This window comes from Pedobacter sp. MC2016-24 (genome assembly GCF_015223055.1).
GTDB lineage: Bacteria > Bacteroidota > Bacteroidia > Sphingobacteriales > Sphingobacteriaceae > Pedobacter.
In genome coordinates, this window is sequence record NZ_JADFBX010000023.1 from 1 (window position 1) to 17,710 (window position 17,710).

A 17,710-nucleotide genomic window follows, 5' to 3' on the forward strand; every position below is an offset into this window, starting at 1 on the left:
GCGCTAATGGTTAGGAAACCACAAGCGCTTTTTCTTTAAAATCTGCACCTCACATTTAGGCCTTTTTACCAACCTTATGTCCTGCAGAAGCGAAATATACTATGTATAAATAAGCTGGCAACATCGCATATAAAAATGCATGTTGAAAATCGATATGCAATTTATCTTTCATAAATCCATAGACCAACGGCCAGATGGCACCTCCGGCAATTCCCATAATCATAATGGCAGAACCCGTTTTCGTAAATTTCCCCAAGCCTTTAATACCTAGTGGAAAAATTGCAGGCCACATTAACGAATTGGCCAGCCCTAATAATGCGACAAACCAAAAAGAAACTACTCCGCTTGTAAATACAGAAAGTGCAGAAAATAAAATACCAACAGAGGTACAAATCCGGAGCGCTGCTTGCTGGCTTATGAACCTGGGGATGGTGATGATCCCAATTAAATATCCCACCAACATGAAACCTAAAGTGAAAGCAGTTGCATTGTCTCTAAACACATGGGGAACAGTACCCAATTCCCTGGCATAAGTTCCAATGATATCACCAGCCATTACTTCTACTGCCACACAAAAGAAGATAGCAAGTGCACCTAAAAATAAATGCGGATAACTAAATATTGTCTTTTTGGGACCTGCAGACAAGTTTTCGGTAACATCTTCCTCTTCCACATTTACTTCTGGAAGTTTCATAAATTTAAGCAGTACCGCAAGTAAGGCCAATACCACCGCAAGCGCGATATACGGTGCATGAAGTTGGTCTAACAACTCATTCAGGATGGTCTGTTTCTCCAGCTCAGAGGCGGCTTGTGCCAATCTTGTTTCTGCAGCATTTGCACCTTTCAAAAGCAGTGAACCAAGTACAATTGGCGCTATAATGCCCGCAGTTTTATTACAAAAGCCTGCAATCGATATCCTTTGTGCTGCACTGTCAATTGGACCAATAATGCTCAGATATGGATTTACTGCGGTTTGCAACAAGGCCATACCCGAACCCTGCACAAAGATTGCCAGTAAAAACAGTACATAGCTACTTTTTTCAGCAGCAGGAATGAACAATAAAGAGCCTAATCCCAAAATCACCAAACTTAATACTAAGCCATTGTGAAAACCAATTTTTTTAAGCATCCACGAGCTCGGAATGGCCAGGAAAAAGTAAGCAATGTAAGAAGCGAAAGTAACCAGGTAAGCTTGCAAATCTGTTTCAAGATCAAATGCTTTTTTTGCAAACGGGATAAGAGAGCCGTTAGCCCAGGTTACAAAGCCTAAGATAAAGAACAGTGCACAACAAATGATCATTGGCAGTAATGCCGTTTTGTTTTGACGTTGGTTTGGATTCATGGTTTGGTTTTAATATGATGAAGCTTACTTCTTTAACTATTTTAAGAACTTAAAACGCTAAAAATATAAAATTAAAAGGAATTACAAGCTTACTAAAATTGCTACAATTGTCTTTTTCACAGCGCAAACGATTGTTTAAGGCAGTCAGCGCAGAAATAACTTCAAAAAACCAGGAGAATTTGGATTATTTACCATAAAAAAACTCCATTAATCTGAAATTGTCATAACTTGTTATGCCCAATATATTTTTAGTTACATTTGTCATATTAATCAACAACCCCAATTAATGAAACATACAATCAATGAATTAGAAGATATCGCTTCACAAGTAAGAAGGGATATTGTTAGAATGGTACATGCCTGCCAATCCGGTCATCCGGGAGGATCATTAGGCTGTGCAGACTTTATGACTGCATTGTATTTTGAAATCATGAACCACGATACTGATTTTAAAATGGATGGTAAAGGAGAAGACCTATTTTTCCTTTCTAACGGACACATCTCGCCTGTTTTTTACAGTGTTTTAGCCAGATCCGGTTATTTTGATGTAGCAGAACTGGCTACATTCAGAAAATTAAATTCGAGATTACAAGGTCACCCGACTACCCACGAAGGGTTGCCTGGAATTCGCATTGCTTCAGGCTCTTTAGGCCAGGGCATGTCTGTTGCCATTGGTGCAGCACAAGCTAAAAAACTAAACAAAGATCATTCAATTGTATTTGCCTTACTTGGAGATGGTGAATTGCAGGAAGGCCAAAACTGGGAGGCGATTATGTATGCCCCGCATAATAAAGTAGATAACCTGATTGCTTCTATTGATTATAACGGACAACAGATTGATGGTCCGACAGAAAAGATTCTTTCACTGGAGAACTTACAAAATAAATTCGAAGCTTTTGGCTGGCACGTGATCAATTCAGATGGAAATGACATGGATGCCATTGTAAAGGCTTTACACTACGCAAAATCTTTAACAGGTAAAGGTAAGCCCATTTTGAACTTAATGAGCACCCAAATGGGCTATGGCGTTGACTTCATGGTGGGATCGCACAAATGGCATGGTGTTGCTCCCAATGATGAGCAACTTGCAAATGCATTAGGCCAGTTAACCAGTACGTTAAAAGATTATTAAGAAGAGACTTCAATGAAAAAGTATACTTACACTGAAAAAAAAGATACCCGCTCTGGTTTTGGAGCTGGTTTGCTTGAAGCCGGTAAAAAAAATCCGGAAGTAGTTGCACTATGTGCAGATTTAATTGGCTCTCTAAAAATGGATGCCTTTATTAAGGAATTTCCAGAACGGTTTTTCCAGATTGGAATTGCTGAAGCCAATATGATTGGAATTGCTGCCGGCTTAACCATCGGCGGAAAAATCCCGTTCACCGGAACTTTCGCAAACTTTTCTACCGGTCGTGTTTACGATCAGATTCGTCAATCGGTAGCCTACTCAGATAAAAATGTAAAAATCTGCGCCTCTCATGCTGGTTTAACCTTGGGTGAAGATGGTGCAACCCACCAGATTCTGGAAGATATTGGTTTGATGAAAATGCTTCCGGGCATGACAGTAATCAATACTTGTGACTATAACCAAACTAAAGCGGCTACCATTGCAATTGCAGAACATGAAGGACCAGTTTACCTGCGTTTTGGTCGCCCGGTTATTCCTGTATTTACAGATCCGGATCAAAAATTTGAAATCGGAAAAGCCTGGATGGTGAATGAAGGTACTGATGTGACCATCATTGCCACCGGACATATGGTTTGGAAAGCCATTGAAGCTGGTGAAAAATTGGCAGAATTGGGTATTGATGCTGAAATCATCAACATCCACACCATTAAACCATTGGATGAAGAAGCAGTGCTGAAGTCGGTAAAGAAAACCGGATGTGTAGTAACTTGTGAGGAACACAATAAATACGGTGGACTGGGCGAAAGCGTAGCCCGTTTATTGTCGACTGAGTTGCCAACACCACAAGAATTTGTTGCTGTAAATGATAGTTTTGGCGAAAGCGGAACTCCAGATCAACTGATGACTAAATATGGCTTAGATAGCGTGAATATTATTGAGGCGGCACAAAAGGTAATGAAAAGAGCCGGTAAATAATAACCATATAATTAGATGAAGCAGGTTGAAGATTCTGAAATAATAGCGAAATTCTCTGAGGAGAAGACTCGAAATGAAGCCTTTAACCTGCTTCTTACAAAATATCAGCAAAAAATATACTGGCACATCAGGCGACTGGTGATTGACCATGATGACGCTGATGACCTGGTCCAGGATACTTTTATCAAAGTCTGGAAAAACCTGGAAAAATTTCGCAGTGATTCTCAACTTTACACCTGGATCTATCGCATTGCGACCAATGAATGCATTACCTTTCTAAATAAAAAGAAACAACGGAACAACACCCCACTTGATGAAGTATCCGAAGAATTGGCAGAAACCCTCATCGCTTCTACAGATTTTAACGGAGATAAAGTACAGTTAAAACTTCAGCAGGCCATACTGACACTTCCTGAAAAGCAGCGCCTCATTTTTAATATGAAATACTTTGATGATTTAAAATATGAGGATATCGCGGAGATTACGGGAACAAGCGTAGGCGCTTTAAAAGCATCTTTTCATATCGCAGTAAAAAAAATTGAAGTTTTTATGCTAAATGATGACATTACCTTTTAAACCTTTTGCTGTATAATGTATCAATACATTTGTGATGGAGAATAATTTAGAAAATATCCCGAAAAACAATCCCTTTTCTGTACCGGAAGGATATTTTGATGAATCGAGAAGCAGGATAAATCAGGCAGTCTTTCTTGGCCGCTTAAAGGCACAGGTTCCGTCTGATGGCTTTACTACACCGGAAAATTACTTTGCTGAACTTACTGAACAAATTTCAGCAGGCATTGCGCTGGAAAACCTACAGGCGTTAACGGCATCAGAAGGTTATACTGTTCCTGCAGGTTATTTTGAACAACTTCAAAACAACATCATTGCAAAAACAACTGCTAAACAGAAAACACCTGTTTTGAAAATCTGGCATTCCAGCCTGATGAAATATGCTTCTGCCGCCTGCTTCATTATATTAAGCACAACAGGGTTCTATTTTTATCAGCAGCATACACCTGTACTAAAAACTGCTTATAACGACCTGGCTACTGAGCAGATGCTATATGACATAGATGAAGATGTAATCATTGATCACATCAAAGACAACAACCTACAACAGGCTAAAGCACCAGCTACAGATGTAGCTTTGGAAAACTACATTCTGAGCAATTATTCTCAAAGTGACATTGCTTCGGATTTATAAAATAACATCGAATGAAACAGTTAATTATTGCCTTTCTATTTACACTTCCAATTGTGGTTTCAGCTCAAGGGTTTGGAGACCGTAGAAATGAAATCGAAACGTATAAAATTGCTTTTTTAACCCAAAAGCTGGATCTCTCTGCTGAAGAAGCTAAAATTTTCTGGCCCATTTATAACGATTGGCAACGTGAGCAGGAAGAATTTCGTAAGGAACGTTCTCAAAAGATGATCAGTTTTAGAAAAATCTCTGAAATTGAGGAATTATCCGACAATCAAATACAGGCACTGATTACCAACGATTTCAATATGAGACAAAGGGAATTGAACCTGGACAGGCGATACTATTCTAAACTGAGAGAAAACCTGCCGATTAAAATTATCGGTAAATTTTACAGGGCTCAGGAAGCATTTAAAAAAGAATTGCTGTCAAAATATAGAAATGGCGGTCGGCCACAGCCAAATTAATTCGTAATTTTGGCGCATGCTTACACAACGCCAATTATTTCTTCAACATAACGCCCAAACAACTTTAGAACCACTTTTACTGGAATTCGTTAAAGCCAGCGGAATGTATCTTTACGATACAGAGGGCAATAAACACATGGACTTAATTGCCGGAATTGGCGTGAGTAATGTTGGTCATTGCCATCCTGCCGTGGTTAACGCCGTAAAAGAGCAGGCTGAAAAATACATGCACATTATGGTGTATGGAGAATTTGTTCAAAGTCCGCAGGTAGATTTCGCTAAGGCACTTGCCGATGTATTGCCTGCAAGTTTAAACTGCACATATTTTGTAAACTCTGGTGCTGAAGCTGTGGAAGGTGCCATGAAACTGGCCAAAAGATATACCCATCGTTCAGAAATTATTGCCTGCACCAACTCCTACCATGGCAGCACACAAGGTGCCTTGAGCCTGATGGGCAATGAGGAGTTTAAACAAGCCTATCGCCCGCTCCTACCCCAGATCAAATTTATCAATTACAATGTCATGGCTGATTTAAGCCAGATTACAACGCATACCGCAGCAGTTTTTATTGAAACCATTCAAGGAGAAGCGGGAATCAGAATTGCCGACCAGGCTTATTTTGAAGCGCTTAGAAAACGTTGCACTGAAACAGGTACGCTATTGGTACTAGACGAAATACAATGTGGTTTTGGCCGTACAGGTAAAATGTTTGGCTTTGAGCATTTCAACATCGTGCCGGATATTTTGTTACTGGCAAAAGGCATTGGCGGTGGCATGCCGATTGGTGCTTTTATCAGCTCGAATGAAATCATGATGTCCCTGGCAAGCAATCCGATTTTAGGTCACATCACTACATTTGGCGGACATCCGGTAAGCTGCGCAGCGGGTTTGGCTACCTTAAGTACCATTGTTAACGAAAATATGGTTGAAGGGGTAACGGAGAAAGGCTCGCTGTTTAAAAAATTACTCAAACATACTGCAATCAAAGAGGTTCGGGGTATTGGCCTGATGATAGCCATCGAATTTGGCAGCTTTGAACTGAACAAAAAGATCATTGACGCTTGTATTGCCGATGGCTTGATTAGCGACTGGTTTTTACATTGCAGCAATTCCATGCGCGTGGCACCACCACTGATCATCACAGAAGCTGAAATTGAAGAGGCTTGCAGAATTATCCTAAAAAATATCAATGAGCTGGCCGGCTAGTTGAGCTTTTGCCGCTTGATGAGATAAGCCTGCAATATTGGCGAAAAGCCTGCTGCAATGTCCGCATCAATCATATCGATCTTATATTGTGTACATTTTAGCTGGATAGTTCGCCGGTACCCGGCCATTCTGGATAAATAGGCGTCCTTAACTTTAGAGGTATGCGTTTTTAGGGTAGCTCCTGTTTCCATGTCAACAAACTCATAGGGACGGTTTTCAAAATTAAAATCAACTTCTTTTGCCTTATCTGTCACATTAAATATGATCACCTCGTGCTTGTTGAATTTCAAGTGCTGCAAGGCAGAAAACAATCCTTCAATATGATCTTCATTTTGAAGTGTATTGAGCATGTCGCTAAAAATAACCACCAGGGATCTTTTATGAATCAGATCGGCAATCTGGTGAAGCGCTGATTCCAGATTGGTTTGCTGATTCATCTGTTCAGACTGCAGGATTTGTTCCAGATGTGTAAACAGGTACTTTTGATGTGCAGTAGTCGATTTGGCCGTTGTATTGAGCTGTAAGTGATCGGTAAAAAGACTTAACCCAAAGGCATCTCGCTGTCGTTTTAGCAGGTAAATTAAGGCCGCAGCAGCCTGTACCGCAAAGTTCAGCTTATTGTAACCCTTTAAGGGGAAATACATGGAAGAAGATACGTCGATGATCAACTGACAGCGTAAATTGGTTTCTTCTTCGTAGCGTTTGCTAAAAAGCTTATCTGTACGGGCATACAGTTTCCAATCGATGTTCTTCACATTGTCGCCCGGATTATATAGCCTGTGCTCGGCAAACTCTACAGAGAAGCCATGAAAAGGACTTTTGTGTAAACCGGTAATGAAACCTTCTACAACTTGCCTGGCCAGTAAATCCAGGTTGCTGTTGAAATGTAAATCTTGTTCATCAATTGGCGAATCCATATCCTGTAAATATAAAAAAAGCGTTCATAATAATTATGAACGCTTTCCTTTATGGGTATGATATATTGCTTACAATTGTTTGTCTAATTTTTGAGCCAATACTGACTTAGGTACAGCACCAACTTGTTTGTCTACAACTTCACCGTTTTTGAAATACAATAACGCAGGAATGTTGCGGATTCCGAACTGCGTTGAAATCTGAGGATTGTTATCCACATTTACTTTTCCAACAATTGCTTTTCCGTCATACTCTTTCGAGATTTCGTCAACTACAGGACCTACCATGCGACATGGACCACACCATTCTGCCCAAAAGTCAACTAAAACGGGTTTATCTGATTTTAATACTAATTCCTCGAAGTTAGCATCTGTGATTTCTAAAGCCATAATTCTATTTTTTATATTAGTTATCAAGTTTAGTGTGCCAGAGCATCAAACTCTTGCAGACTACAAATATATCATCAATTGTAATGCCATCAACGTTACCGGTGCCATTATGACATTAGTTCAACTTTGAACTCACATTTAACGCAGTCAGCTGTGCTAGAAAATCATTGTTAGGATTGATTTTAAAGGACTTAGAGGGCAGTTTAACCATCACATTCTGTTCTCTATCGTAAACATCAAACAACAACTGACAGTTTTGTTGCTCCGTACTCGCCTTATTCTCCTCCAAAATGGCATAAATCTGGTTCATAAAATCGTCAGTAACCCGTTCTATAGGTACCTGGATGGTTACACTTTTAGCCAGTTTGTCGCGCAATTCAGACATTAAATTGATGGAAGTAATTTTAAACTCCCAATCCCCTTCTTTTCTAAACCGCTCGCCCACCCGACCTCTGATCTGTAAAAAGTACCCATCCGTCAGGAACTGCTTAAACTTAATGAAATCGTCACCAAAAAGCGCAAGTTCACAGGTATCGTCGTAATCTTCAAAAACCATGGTTCCAAAAGGTTTACCGGTTTTCGTCATGCGTTGCGCAGCGATAACCACCAAACCGCCTATCACCAGCTCCCGGTTTTTTAAGGCCTCAAATTCTGCAAGTACTTCTTCATTGGTATCGCCCATCCTGACCTTGTTCACCACAGAAAGATGTTTCACCTTATGTTGACAGAATTCTTTCAGCTCCAGCTTGTAATTATCCAGCGGATGGCCAGACAGGAAAATCCCGATCGCATCTTTCTCATATTTCAGCTTATCGATCAAACTCCATTCTGGTGCAACAGGCAATGCCGGCTCAGAAATCAAATCAGCAACGGTGCCCCCAAACAAAGAAGATTGTGAAGAAGACTCGTTACTCTGGAAGTCGTTGGCATATTTGATCAGCTTTTCTATGCCATTGTATTTATCATTGACACCTACAAAAAAGTATTGTGCACGATGGTTGCCAAAACCATCAAACGCTCCGCTGTATACAAAACTCTCGTAAGCTTTTTTGTTGACAGTCCTGGTATTTGACCTTTTGGCAAAATCATATAAATCTTTATAAGCTCCGTTCTCTAACCTATCCTGTATAATGCTTTCTACAGCCTTATCACCCACACCTTTAATTCCCGACAAGCCAAAACGAACTTCGCCCTGGTTGTTGACAGAAAATTTGGTTCCCGACTCATTCACATCAGGACCCAAAACCTGAACACCCATTTGTTTACACTCTTCCATAAAGAAAGCCACTTGTTTGATATCGCTCATGTTGTTCGACAATACCGCAGCCATATACTCTGCAGGGAAATGCGCTTTTAAATAAGCCGTTTGATAAGCAATCCAGGCATAACAGGTAGAGTGGGACTTGTTGAAGGCATAGGATGCAAAGGCTTCCCAATCTTTCCAGATTTTTTCCAGTGTTGCCGCATCATGGCCTTTTTCCGCCGCTTGTTTAACAAACTTCGGTTTCATCTTATCCAGTACGTCTTTTTGTTTCTTACCCATGGCCTTACGCAAAACGTCGGCCTCACCTTTGGTAAAACCAGCCAGCTTTTGCGACAAAAGCATCACCTGCTCCTGGTACACAGTAATACCATAGGTTTCTTTCAGGTATTCTTCGCAGGCGTCCAAATCGTACTTAATTTCTTCCTCTCCGTTCTTCCTGCGTACAAAACTGGGAATATACTCCAGCGGTCCCGGCCGGTACAGCGCATTCATGGCAATCAAATCCCCAAATACCGTAGGCTTAAGTTCCTTCATGTACTTCTGCATACCTGTACTCTCGTACTGGAAAATCCCTATCGTTTCCCCACGCTGGAAAAGCTCGTAGGTCTTGGCATCATCGATTGGAAAGTTATCCGGATTCAGGTCGATGTCATGTCTGAATTTCACCAGTTTAACAGTATCCTTAATCAGGGTTAAGGTTTTCAGTCCAAGGAAATCCATTTTCAGCAATCCGGCACTTTCTACTACCGAGTTGTCAAACTGGGTTACATACAGGTCCGAATCCTTGGCCGTGGCAACCGGCACAAAATTGGTAATGTCACTCGGGGTGATGATTACACCGCAGGCATGGATACCTGTGTTTCGCAAAGAGCCTTCCAGAATCTGGGCCTGCTCCAATGTTTTAGCGCCCAGATCTTTGGCACCGGCCAGATTTTTAAGCTCCAATACTTTTTCATACTCATCAGCACGAAGCGCATCTTTTAAAGCTTTCTCATCTAAAGTAAAAATCTTGGCGAGCTTCATGTTTGGAATCAGCTTGGCAATCTTCTCTGCCTCAAACAATGGCAGATCCAATACCCTGGCCGTATCTTTTACCGAAGATTTGGCCGCCATAGTACCATAGGTAATGATCTGTGCTACCTGATTGGCGCCATATTTTTTGATAACATAGTCCATTACCCGGCCGCGGCCCTCGTCGTCAAAGTCGATATCGATATCGGGCATGGATACACGATCGGGATTTAAGAAACGCTCAAATAGCAAATCGTACTTAATGGGATCGATATTGGTAATCCCCAAACAATAGGCTACAGCAGATCCGGCTGCAGAACCCCGTCCCGGGCCTACAGACACATCCAGGTTCCTTGCTTCAGCAATAAAATCCTGTACAATCAGGAAATATCCGGGATAACCGGTCTTTTCAATGGTTTGCAGCTCAAAATCCAGACGTTCTTTGATATCGTCTGTAATTTCCCCGTAACGCTTCCTGGCACCAACATAAGTAAGGTGTGCCAGGAATTTATTTTCCCCCCTTTTGCCACCATCGGCTTCATCTTCTGCAACTAAAAACTCAACAGGTATATCAAACTTAGGTAACAGTACCTCCCGGGCAAGTTTATAGATCTCGATCTTATCGATGATCTCCTGGATATTTAAAATTGCCTCCGGTAAATCGGCAAAGAGGTTTTTCATTTCCTCCGGCGATTTGAAGTAATATTCCTGATTGGGTAAGCCGAAACGGAAACCACGTCCGCGTCCAATTGGGGTGGCTTGTTTTTCCCCATCTTTTACACACAATAAAATATCGTGTGCATTGGCATCCTTCTTATTGATGTAATAAGTATTATTCGTTGCGATGAGCTTTACATCATGTTTTTTAGCCAGGGCAATCAGGGAGGTATTTACAATATCCTCATCCTGCTGGTTGTGCCGCATCAACTCAATATAAAAATCATCTCCAAACTGCGATTTCCACCAGATCAATGCTTCCTCAGCCTGCTTTTCGCCAAGATTCAAAAGTTTGCTTGAGATTTCACCATACAGGTTTCCGGAAAGCACCAGGATATCTTCCTTGTATTGTTCTATAACCGCCTTATCTATACGGGGGATGTAATAAAAACCCTTGGTATAAGCAATGGACGACATTTTTGCCAGGTTATGATAACCTGCTTTGTTTTTTGCAAGCAATACAACCTGGTAGCCATTGTCTTTTACAGACTTATCTTCGTGGTTTTCACAAACAAAAAACTCACAACCTACAATCGGTTTGATGATCGATTCCTCAGGCGTTTTGCCTTCCTCCATTGCGGCCTGATTCCGGGCTTCCACACCCTTGTTGTGGTTCAGTACCTGGGCAACAAAGTGAAAGGCCCCCATCATATTTGCATGATCGGTCATGGCCACAGCCGGCATTTTATAACCTGCAGTGGCTTTGATCAGCGAGGGAATATTGATAGTAGATTGCAATACAGAAAACTGCGTGTGGTTATGCAAATGCACAAAATTTGCCGAAGCAAGTTCCTGTTTATTCTCCTCAAGTGCTTGTTTAGAAATCTTTGGCGCTTCAGTTTTTTGTAAACGCTTTCTGATTTCTTCGGACGCTGCCTTAAGGTTAACATTCTTTAATCCAATGCGCTGGATGACATTTGGATTGGCTTGTTTAAAACGGGTTAAGTAACCTGCGTCAGAATGTAACTGGTCTGGCCTGAAGACCTCCATTTTAAGGAGCTGGAAAAAGCAACGCGTGGTTGCTTCCACATCGGCTGTTGCATTGTGTGCTTCAGCAAAAGGCTCCCCAAACAGGTATTGATGGAGTTCGGTTAGCGTGGGCAGTTTGAAACGTCCGCCCCTTCCTCCCGGTAATTTTAACAGCTCGGCTGTGGTTTCGGTACAGGTATCCAGCACTGGCATGCTTGCCATCGGACTTTCAACACCCATCCGGTGAAACTCACAACCCATGATGTTGACGTCGAAGCCAACATTCTGACCTACTACAAATTTAGATCTGGACAATGCGGTATTAAACTTCTCTAACGCCTCCGCTAAAGGAATACCCTGCTCATCCGCAAGTTCAGTAGAAATACCGTGAATCCGTTCCGCATCGTAGGGAATATTGAAACCGTCAGGTTTAACCAGAAAGTCCTGATGTTCGATCAGATTTCCCAGTTCATCATGCAATTGCCAGGCAATTTGAATACACCTTGGCCAATTGTCTGTATCAGTAATTGGTGCATTCCAATTCCGGGGTAAACCTGTGGTTTCGGTATCAAATATTAAATACATAGCTGGCAATTAATCCTCGTTTCAGAAATCAAAAATGAGTGATCAAAAATACGGAATTTTAACGGCCTTTATAAATGCGATGTGAAAATTTAAACAGTTTCCTCTTGCAGAACAGGTTGCATTTGCTGATGCTCCTGGGAAACCAGTCTGGAGGTATCGTATCCCCTTTTTTTGCAACGGCCAATGATATCCTGAAGTAAAGGCTGAGCCATTTCCGGCTTTCTTGCCATGATAAACAGATACTTATGCTTCGGATGCCCCACCACTACATAGGAATAGTCTTCTGCAAGCTCAATTATCCAATAATCTACCTTAAAAGGCCAGATGAACTGCGCTTTAAATACTGCATTTTTATAGCCACGAACAACAAAGAGTTTTGATCTTACATAATGTTGTTTGTCATCTCCGGAAAGCTTATAGGTGGTAAAAACAGCATAAAAACCATCTGGATGAACCACATAGGTTTCAGCCGTTTGTTTCCAATGCTTATCCATAAAAGTCGGGATGGAATATAACGAGTACCATTTCCCCGCATATGCCATAATATCTACATTTGGTACAGGTTGATTGTCCATAAAAGTTCTCCTCTATTATCTACTATTAGGCAAATGTAAATTCTTTATCATAAAACCAGCAAGGATGAATAAAGTTTTAAAAAGCATTTTTTAAACTCACCTAATTTTATAACTTCGACTGAAGGTAACCATATTAAATTAAGCTCGAGAAAGCTTATCACTTAAAAATATACTCATGAAGATAACCATTGTAGGTGCCGGCGCTGTAGGCGCTACTTGTGCAGATAATATTGCCAGGAAAGAGTTAGCAGAAGAACTGATTTTATTAGACATTAAAGAAGGTTTTGCTGAAGGCAAGTCAATTGACATGATGCAAACTGCCGCTTTGTTAGGATTTGATACCAAAATAAAAGGGGTTACCAACGATTATGCAAGTACAGCAGATTCTGAAGTCGTTGTCATTACTTCTGGCTTGCCACGTAAGCCTGGAATGACCCGCGAAGAGCTGATTGGTACCAACGCAAATATCGTTAAAGGTGTAACTGAAAACATTTTAAAATACTCTCCAGATACCATCATCATTGTGGTTTCAAACCCAATGGATACCATGAATTATTTAACCTTAAAAACCTCAGGATTACCTAAAAACCGGATTCTGGGTATGGGTGGGGCTTTAGACTCATCCAGGTTCAAATATTACCTGAGCCAGGAGCTGGGTTGTTCACCTGGCGACCTGAATGCGGTTGTAATTGGTGGGCATGGCGATACGACCATGATTCCTTTAATTGAACATGCGACCTGGAACAGCATTCCTGTAACTCAGTTGTTGAGTAAAGAACAGCAGGATAAAGTTGTTAAAGCAACGATGGTCGGTGGAGCAACACTTACTGGCCTGATTGGTACGTCTGCCTGGTATGCACCAGGGGCTGGTACCGCAGCCATGGTTGAAAGCATTGTGCGCGATGAAAAGAAATTAATTTCTTCGGGCGTTTACCTGGATGGCGAATATGGACAAAAAGACATTTCCCTGGTTGTTCCGGTAATCATAGGTAAAAATGGAGCAGAAAAAATCCTTGATTTTAAATTGAGTGATGATGAACAGGCTGCGTTTGCTAAAAGTGCTGATGCCGTACGCAGCATGAATGCGGTATTGAGTGACATGAATCTGATCTAACAACGCATGAGGACAATTGGTGTTCCGCTAATTTTAATAAACTTACAAGACGACGGTTTCCACCTCCTGGTGGAAATTGTTGTTTTTGGACAAAAATTAATGGCTGTTGTGGATACAGGCGCATCCAGATCGGTATTTGACAGTACTTTTATCAAAACTCATCTTACTGATATTGTGCAGACCGAAGAAACACAGGCCACCACTTTATTTACAACCTCAAACACTGTACAGGCAACCATCCCGAGGCTTAAGATTGGTCGCTTGCTGCTTCTGGAATATGAAACCGTAGGATTGGATTTAACTGCTGTTAACGAGGCTTACGATGGCTTGGGCCACCCGCCAATTGTGGCGATTATCGGCAGCGATTTATTGTTGAAATATCAGGCCTCGGTCGACTACAAAAAAATGAAACTATTTTTACACAAGGAATAAACCATTAAAAACAAAATACATCTATATCCCAAGCCCCTAAAAGTATTCCTTTTTTTGCATCATTTCATCTTATTCTCAAATAAGATAAATAATGCGATCAAACATCAAATTTAATTTTGCACAAGCAAAAAAAGTAACCGCGACTGGTACTGACGTACTTTTAAACAAGATGCTGTCCCTACGGATGGCTAAAGCTAGTTTTTTAAAATTAGTCAATGGAAACATACTGTACCACCAGGAAATCCATCACTTTCTAGCCCATATTGAGTTGTTTCAATACACACTCGAACAGGAAACCCAGGTTGATTTTTCCATTCTGAAACCAACCTTCTTCTTATCTGTAGATCTCAATAAAGATTCCTGTCATCTCGGTTACAGGCCCGCTGGGAAATATAAAAAAACATTGTCAGCCGGCTTAAATCAAATCCTGCTGATCACTTTCAGACCAGATTGGTTTCTAGAAAAATGTCAGCATTTAGCCGGGTTCAAATCACTCATCACACATTTTCGTCATTCCGATGACCAGCTTTTAAACCTATCCAATGTTGACATCGCTCAAAGTCTGTTTAAATCGTTAAAAAAAATGGATCAGGTGGTTGACGATTTCAGGTTAGACAACCAGAGTTACATTTTTATCAACAACTGTATTGACAGATACCACAACAAGCTCAATAGCAAGAAGGAATCTTCCGTTTATCACCGGCAAAAGGCGACAGCAATTTCTTTGTTTATTACGGAACATTTCAATGCAGAAATTGTCAATGACCTGCCTAAATTATCTGAGCAATTTATGGTATCAGAGCGTAGTATGGCCCGCCTGGCCAAAATCGCATTCGGAATTCCACTTCATGAACAAGTTACCAAACTCAGGATTCATTTTGCACTTGGACAATTATTGGTTACAGCCAAACCCATTAAAGAAATCGCGCAGTTAAGTGGTTACAAAGAGCCGCATTACTTTAGTAAAGTCTTTAAAAAGTATTTCGGCATTGCACCAAAAACCGTATCCAGACCATATAAAACAGCGAAATAGGGGTAAAATCCTGCCTGCATTTTTATTAAAATTTTGGCAGGATCCTCCATTTTTTAACGAAAAAATCTACCCCAATTTTGGGATATAGAAACTCAGGGTTTATGAATACAATAACAAAAAGCATGGAAAATACATTAAACAAACCTTCAAATTTTCGCCTCAACACAAAGTCCAGGGAAATGATCATGGATATCGCAGTTTATTTGTTCATTATACTTTTTATGTATACCGCGGCAAGTAAATTGTTCACGATTAAATCATTTGCCTCAACCTTAGCCAAATCACCACTTATAGGCAGCTTGAACATGTTCGTGGCCTGGTCTATTCCCCTGGTTGAAATTGCCATTAGCCTGGTACTGATCATCCCAAAGTACAGAAAAACAGGCATGCGTGCTGCGCTGCTATTGATGACCATTTTCACCGTATACCTCAGTTATATGATTCTGAGCAGCAGCAAATTGCCTTGCCATTGTGGTGGTGTCATCAGTAAAATGAGCTGGCAACAACACATCTGGTTTAATATAGGATTTATACTATTGGCCCTTACGGGTTTACAATCTCAAAAGAAATAAAAGAACTTACGCGCGTAACACAGGTAAATGCGGTGACCTGTATAAATAAACATAGCAAAAACTTACTAAACAAATTAAGATGAACAGAATTAAAAAAGCAGTATTTGGCGTTCTCGTTGCTGGTCTTGCCTTTGGGTTCAGCGCATTCACAACAGTTAAAAGACAAAGCATTTTAACTTACTACAAAACAGACATGACTTTTATAAATGCAAACGATCCCAGAGGGTATAAGTACTATTCAGATGACAGATGTGAATCTGAAGGAAATTTATGTTCAGCGAACTGGAATATAGGTACAAATCCAACCCCTTCTGAAGGTGATGCGTTACCTGCTCTGGGAGTAACATTTATAGCAAATACCATAACCGATGGGCATTTTGAATAATAACAATCAAATCAAAGGGCTACTTAAATGGTAGCCCTTTTTGATCTAACGGATGTTTTGTTGTATTCCAGTCATGCGAAGTTCTTCTTCATCCAAAGGAAAAACGTATCTACTGTCATTCGGATACAATACATAAGTATTGCCATCTAAAACCCGGGACAAAGTTTTGGCGAACCGACTATCTCTGTTTAGTCTTCTCAAATCCTGCCAGCGAAGCCCCCGAAACAACAATTCTTTTCTTCTTTCCTTTAAAATATACTCCAGTACAAGTACGGGATCAGAAATATTGATTGGAACATAGTTGCCCATCCAGCGGTTTTTTAGCAAATAATTCAAATCTGCCAATGCCGCTGAAACATGACCAGATCTGGCTGCAGATTCTGCACGAATCAAATACATTTCATCCGTAGCAAGCCCGCAAAATTGGTTTTTATCGCCACTATAATTCCCTTTAAAGGTCATACCATTTGCATTTGATGTAAAAAATATAGACCGCCGCAAATCTTTGGGATCATATGCATTGAAAAGTTCAGGTACAACAGTCAATTTTGATGCGGTAAAAATGCCATAACTAAAAACACCTTGAAAAATCACCTCAGCATTAACTTTTGAGATGGGATAAGAAACCCCCGCAGTTAACTTGCTATAATCAATCAGCCCAGCTTGAATCTGCAAAGCCAAATCTGCATAATACCCGGCACGCTCATAATTTTCCATTGCAAGGTATACTCTGGCCATCAAGGCATAAACAGCTTCTTTAGAGGGCCTACTCTTAAATTGAGCATTGGCGTTCATCAACTGACCCGCCTCTTCCAAATCAGACAAAATGCGGTCATAGGTTTCCTGCAGATTGCTCCGTTTGCTAGCTATGTTGACATCATAATCCAATCTGAGGCACAAACCTAAATCTGTACTGGCTGAAGCAGGGACATAAGCCACACAATATTCCTGGGCCAGATTAAAGAAATTAAAAGCCCTAAAAAACAGCGCGCTTCCCTTTACTTCTCTCCAGCTTTGTTCTTGGGCAGCACTGGGTTTAATCTGAGCAACTCCATAAAGTATCAGATTGGCATTTAAAATCCGCTTATATCCAGCCGCCCAATCGCCACTTAGCTCTCCAACATAAAACGTAGCAGTTGGTGCCCATATATAGGCTGATTTTTCCTGAACTGAAAAAAGAGACTGAAAGCTAGCTGTGCTCAGAAAAAAATCTCCGGAACCGATCTCTGCCAAACTTGATACCTGGGTAGAATTGAAAACAGTGAAGTTATCCAGCAGGGCCTGGTACTCTTCAATACTTTTAGGAATTAACAATGATTTATCAGGCTTGGCATCAAGCCATTCCTTTCCACAAGACTGAAACAATAGCAAGGAAAAGAATCCATACCATAAATAAACGATGCTGATTTTTTTCTTCATGAGCTT

17 protein-coding genes are annotated in these 17,710 nt (G+C 40.8%); 11 read left to right on the forward strand and 6 right to left on the reverse strand.

From position 1 onward, the window contains the following. Nucleotides 1-55: 55 nt before the first annotated feature. On the reverse strand, nucleotides 56-1,342 hold the full coding sequence (locus IM797_RS27025) for a sugar MFS transporter (RefSeq protein ID WP_228099161.1): 1,287 nt from the start codon (nucleotides 1,340-1,342) through the stop codon (nucleotides 56-58). A 265-nt stretch (nucleotides 1,343-1,607) separates the two neighbouring features. Between IM797_RS27025 and IM797_RS27030 the strand changes: the two genes are divergently transcribed. The 6 genes from IM797_RS27030 to IM797_RS27055 are packed head-to-tail and all read left to right on the forward strand — an operon-like array spanning nucleotide 1,608 to nucleotide 6,324. Next, a complete protein-coding gene (locus tag IM797_RS27030) occupies nucleotides 1,608-2,474 on the forward strand; it encodes a transketolase (protein ID WP_370583131.1) in 867 nt (288 codons plus the stop codon). A gap of 12 nt (nucleotides 2,475-2,486) precedes the next feature. Then, a complete protein-coding gene (locus IM797_RS27035; protein WP_194130352.1) occupies nucleotides 2,487-3,446 on the forward strand; it encodes a transketolase family protein in 960 nt (319 codons plus the stop codon). 15 nt (nucleotides 3,447-3,461) lie between these two features. Beyond that, complete coding sequence (locus tag IM797_RS27040) at nucleotides 3,462-4,022, forward strand: RNA polymerase sigma factor (RefSeq protein WP_194130353.1); 561 nt, start codon at nucleotides 3,462-3,464, stop codon at nucleotides 4,020-4,022. Nucleotides 4,023-4,056: 34 nt separating this feature from the next. Further along, nucleotides 4,057-4,653, forward strand: coding sequence for a hypothetical protein (locus IM797_RS27045; protein WP_194130354.1), 597 nt, complete (start codon nucleotides 4,057-4,059; stop codon nucleotides 4,651-4,653). An 11-nt stretch (nucleotides 4,654-4,664) separates the two neighbouring features. Next, nucleotides 4,665-5,117 (forward strand): hypothetical protein, encoded by a 453-nt coding sequence (locus tag IM797_RS27050; RefSeq protein WP_194130355.1) that lies wholly within the window; start codon nucleotides 4,665-4,667, stop codon nucleotides 5,115-5,117. 16 nt (nucleotides 5,118-5,133) lie between these two features. Beyond that, complete coding sequence (locus IM797_RS27055) at nucleotides 5,134-6,324, forward strand: aspartate aminotransferase family protein (protein ID WP_194130356.1); 1,191 nt, start codon at nucleotides 5,134-5,136, stop codon at nucleotides 6,322-6,324. On the opposite strand, the gene IM797_RS27060 is transcribed toward IM797_RS27055, so the two are convergent. From IM797_RS27060 to IM797_RS27075, 4 genes are all read right to left on the reverse strand, one after another. Then, nucleotides 6,321-7,241: a DUF58 domain-containing protein gene (locus IM797_RS27060; protein ID WP_194130357.1), complete on the reverse strand. Its 921-nt coding sequence runs from the start codon at nucleotides 7,239-7,241 to the stop codon at nucleotides 6,321-6,323. The two genes, IM797_RS27055 and IM797_RS27060, sit on opposite strands and share 4 nt — an antisense overlap. 69 nt (nucleotides 7,242-7,310) lie before the next feature. After that, the gene (trxA, locus tag IM797_RS27065; RefSeq protein ID WP_194130358.1) at nucleotides 7,311-7,628 is read right to left on the reverse strand and encodes a thioredoxin; all 318 of its coding nucleotides are present in this window, start codon (nucleotides 7,626-7,628) and stop codon (nucleotides 7,311-7,313) included. Between the two features lie 115 nt (nucleotides 7,629-7,743). Further along, a complete protein-coding gene (dnaE, locus tag IM797_RS27070; protein WP_194130359.1) occupies nucleotides 7,744-12,174 on the reverse strand; it encodes a DNA polymerase III subunit alpha in 4,431 nt (1,476 codons plus the stop codon). Nucleotides 12,175-12,263: 89 nt separating this feature from the next. Then, nucleotides 12,264-12,749: a lipocalin family protein gene (locus tag IM797_RS27075; protein ID WP_194130360.1), complete on the reverse strand. Its 486-nt coding sequence runs from the start codon at nucleotides 12,747-12,749 to the stop codon at nucleotides 12,264-12,266. 175 nt (nucleotides 12,750-12,924) lie between these two features. Here IM797_RS27075 and mdh point away from each other — a divergent pair, with 175 nt between their 5' ends. From mdh to IM797_RS27100, 5 genes are all read left to right on the forward strand, one after another. Then, nucleotides 12,925-13,863, forward strand: coding sequence for a malate dehydrogenase (mdh, locus tag IM797_RS27080; protein ID WP_194130361.1), 939 nt, complete (start codon nucleotides 12,925-12,927; stop codon nucleotides 13,861-13,863). A gap of 6 nt (nucleotides 13,864-13,869) precedes the next feature. Then, a complete protein-coding gene (locus tag IM797_RS27085) occupies nucleotides 13,870-14,295 on the forward strand; it encodes an aspartyl protease family protein (RefSeq protein ID WP_194130362.1) in 426 nt (141 codons plus the stop codon). Nucleotides 14,296-14,386: 91 nt separating this feature from the next. Continuing rightward, entirely contained in the window at nucleotides 14,387-15,328 is a 942-nt protein-coding gene (locus IM797_RS27090) for a helix-turn-helix transcriptional regulator (RefSeq protein ID WP_228099162.1), read from the forward strand. A gap of 122 nt (nucleotides 15,329-15,450) precedes the next feature. Then, nucleotides 15,451-15,900, forward strand: coding sequence for a MauE/DoxX family redox-associated membrane protein (locus IM797_RS27095; protein WP_194130363.1), 450 nt, complete (start codon nucleotides 15,451-15,453; stop codon nucleotides 15,898-15,900). Nucleotides 15,901-15,979: 79 nt separating this feature from the next. Beyond that, the gene (locus IM797_RS27100) at nucleotides 15,980-16,285 is read left to right on the forward strand and encodes a hypothetical protein (protein WP_194130364.1); all 306 of its coding nucleotides are present in this window, start codon (nucleotides 15,980-15,982) and stop codon (nucleotides 16,283-16,285) included. A gap of 45 nt (nucleotides 16,286-16,330) precedes the next feature. On the opposite strand, the gene IM797_RS27105 is transcribed toward IM797_RS27100, so the two are convergent. Next, entirely contained in the window at nucleotides 16,331-17,704 is a 1,374-nt protein-coding gene (locus IM797_RS27105; protein WP_194130365.1) for a RagB/SusD family nutrient uptake outer membrane protein, read from the reverse strand. Nucleotides 17,705-17,710: the final 6 nt, after the last annotated feature.

Excerpts from the sequence above, each read along its gene's own strand:
- IM797_RS27025 (WP_228099161.1), bottom strand. The coding sequence starts at position 1,342 with ATGAATCCAAACCAACGTCAAAACAAAACGGCATTACTGCCAATGATC.
- IM797_RS27035 (WP_194130352.1), top strand. The coding sequence starts at position 2,487 with ATGAAAAAGTATACTTACACTGAAAAAAAAGATACCCGCTCTGGTTTT.
- IM797_RS27040 (WP_194130353.1), top strand. The coding sequence starts at position 3,462 with ATGAAGCAGGTTGAAGATTCTGAAATAATAGCGAAATTCTCTGAGGAG.
- IM797_RS27045 (WP_194130354.1), top strand. The coding sequence starts at position 4,057 with ATGGAGAATAATTTAGAAAATATCCCGAAAAACAATCCCTTTTCTGTA.
- IM797_RS27050 (WP_194130355.1), top strand. The coding sequence starts at position 4,665 with ATGAAACAGTTAATTATTGCCTTTCTATTTACACTTCCAATTGTGGTT.
- IM797_RS27055 (WP_194130356.1), top strand. The coding sequence starts at position 5,134 with ATGCTTACACAACGCCAATTATTTCTTCAACATAACGCCCAAACAACT.
- IM797_RS27060 (WP_194130357.1), bottom strand. The coding sequence starts at position 7,241 with ATGGATTCGCCAATTGATGAACAAGATTTACATTTCAACAGCAACCTG.
- trxA (WP_194130358.1), bottom strand. The coding sequence starts at position 7,628 with ATGGCTTTAGAAATCACAGATGCTAACTTCGAGGAATTAGTATTAAAA.
- dnaE (WP_194130359.1), bottom strand. The coding sequence starts at position 12,174 with ATGTATTTAATATTTGATACCGAAACCACAGGTTTACCCCGGAATTGG.
- IM797_RS27075 (WP_194130360.1), bottom strand. The coding sequence starts at position 12,749 with ATGGACAATCAACCTGTACCAAATGTAGATATTATGGCATATGCGGGG.
- mdh (WP_194130361.1), top strand. The coding sequence starts at position 12,925 with ATGAAGATAACCATTGTAGGTGCCGGCGCTGTAGGCGCTACTTGTGCA.
- IM797_RS27085 (WP_194130362.1), top strand. The coding sequence starts at position 13,870 with ATGAGGACAATTGGTGTTCCGCTAATTTTAATAAACTTACAAGACGAC.
- IM797_RS27090 (WP_228099162.1), top strand. The coding sequence starts at position 14,387 with ATGCGATCAAACATCAAATTTAATTTTGCACAAGCAAAAAAAGTAACC.
- IM797_RS27095 (WP_194130363.1), top strand. The coding sequence starts at position 15,451 with ATGGAAAATACATTAAACAAACCTTCAAATTTTCGCCTCAACACAAAG.
- IM797_RS27100 (WP_194130364.1), top strand. The coding sequence starts at position 15,980 with ATGAACAGAATTAAAAAAGCAGTATTTGGCGTTCTCGTTGCTGGTCTT.
- IM797_RS27105 (WP_194130365.1), bottom strand. The coding sequence starts at position 17,704 with ATGAAGAAAAAAATCAGCATCGTTTATTTATGGTATGGATTCTTTTCC.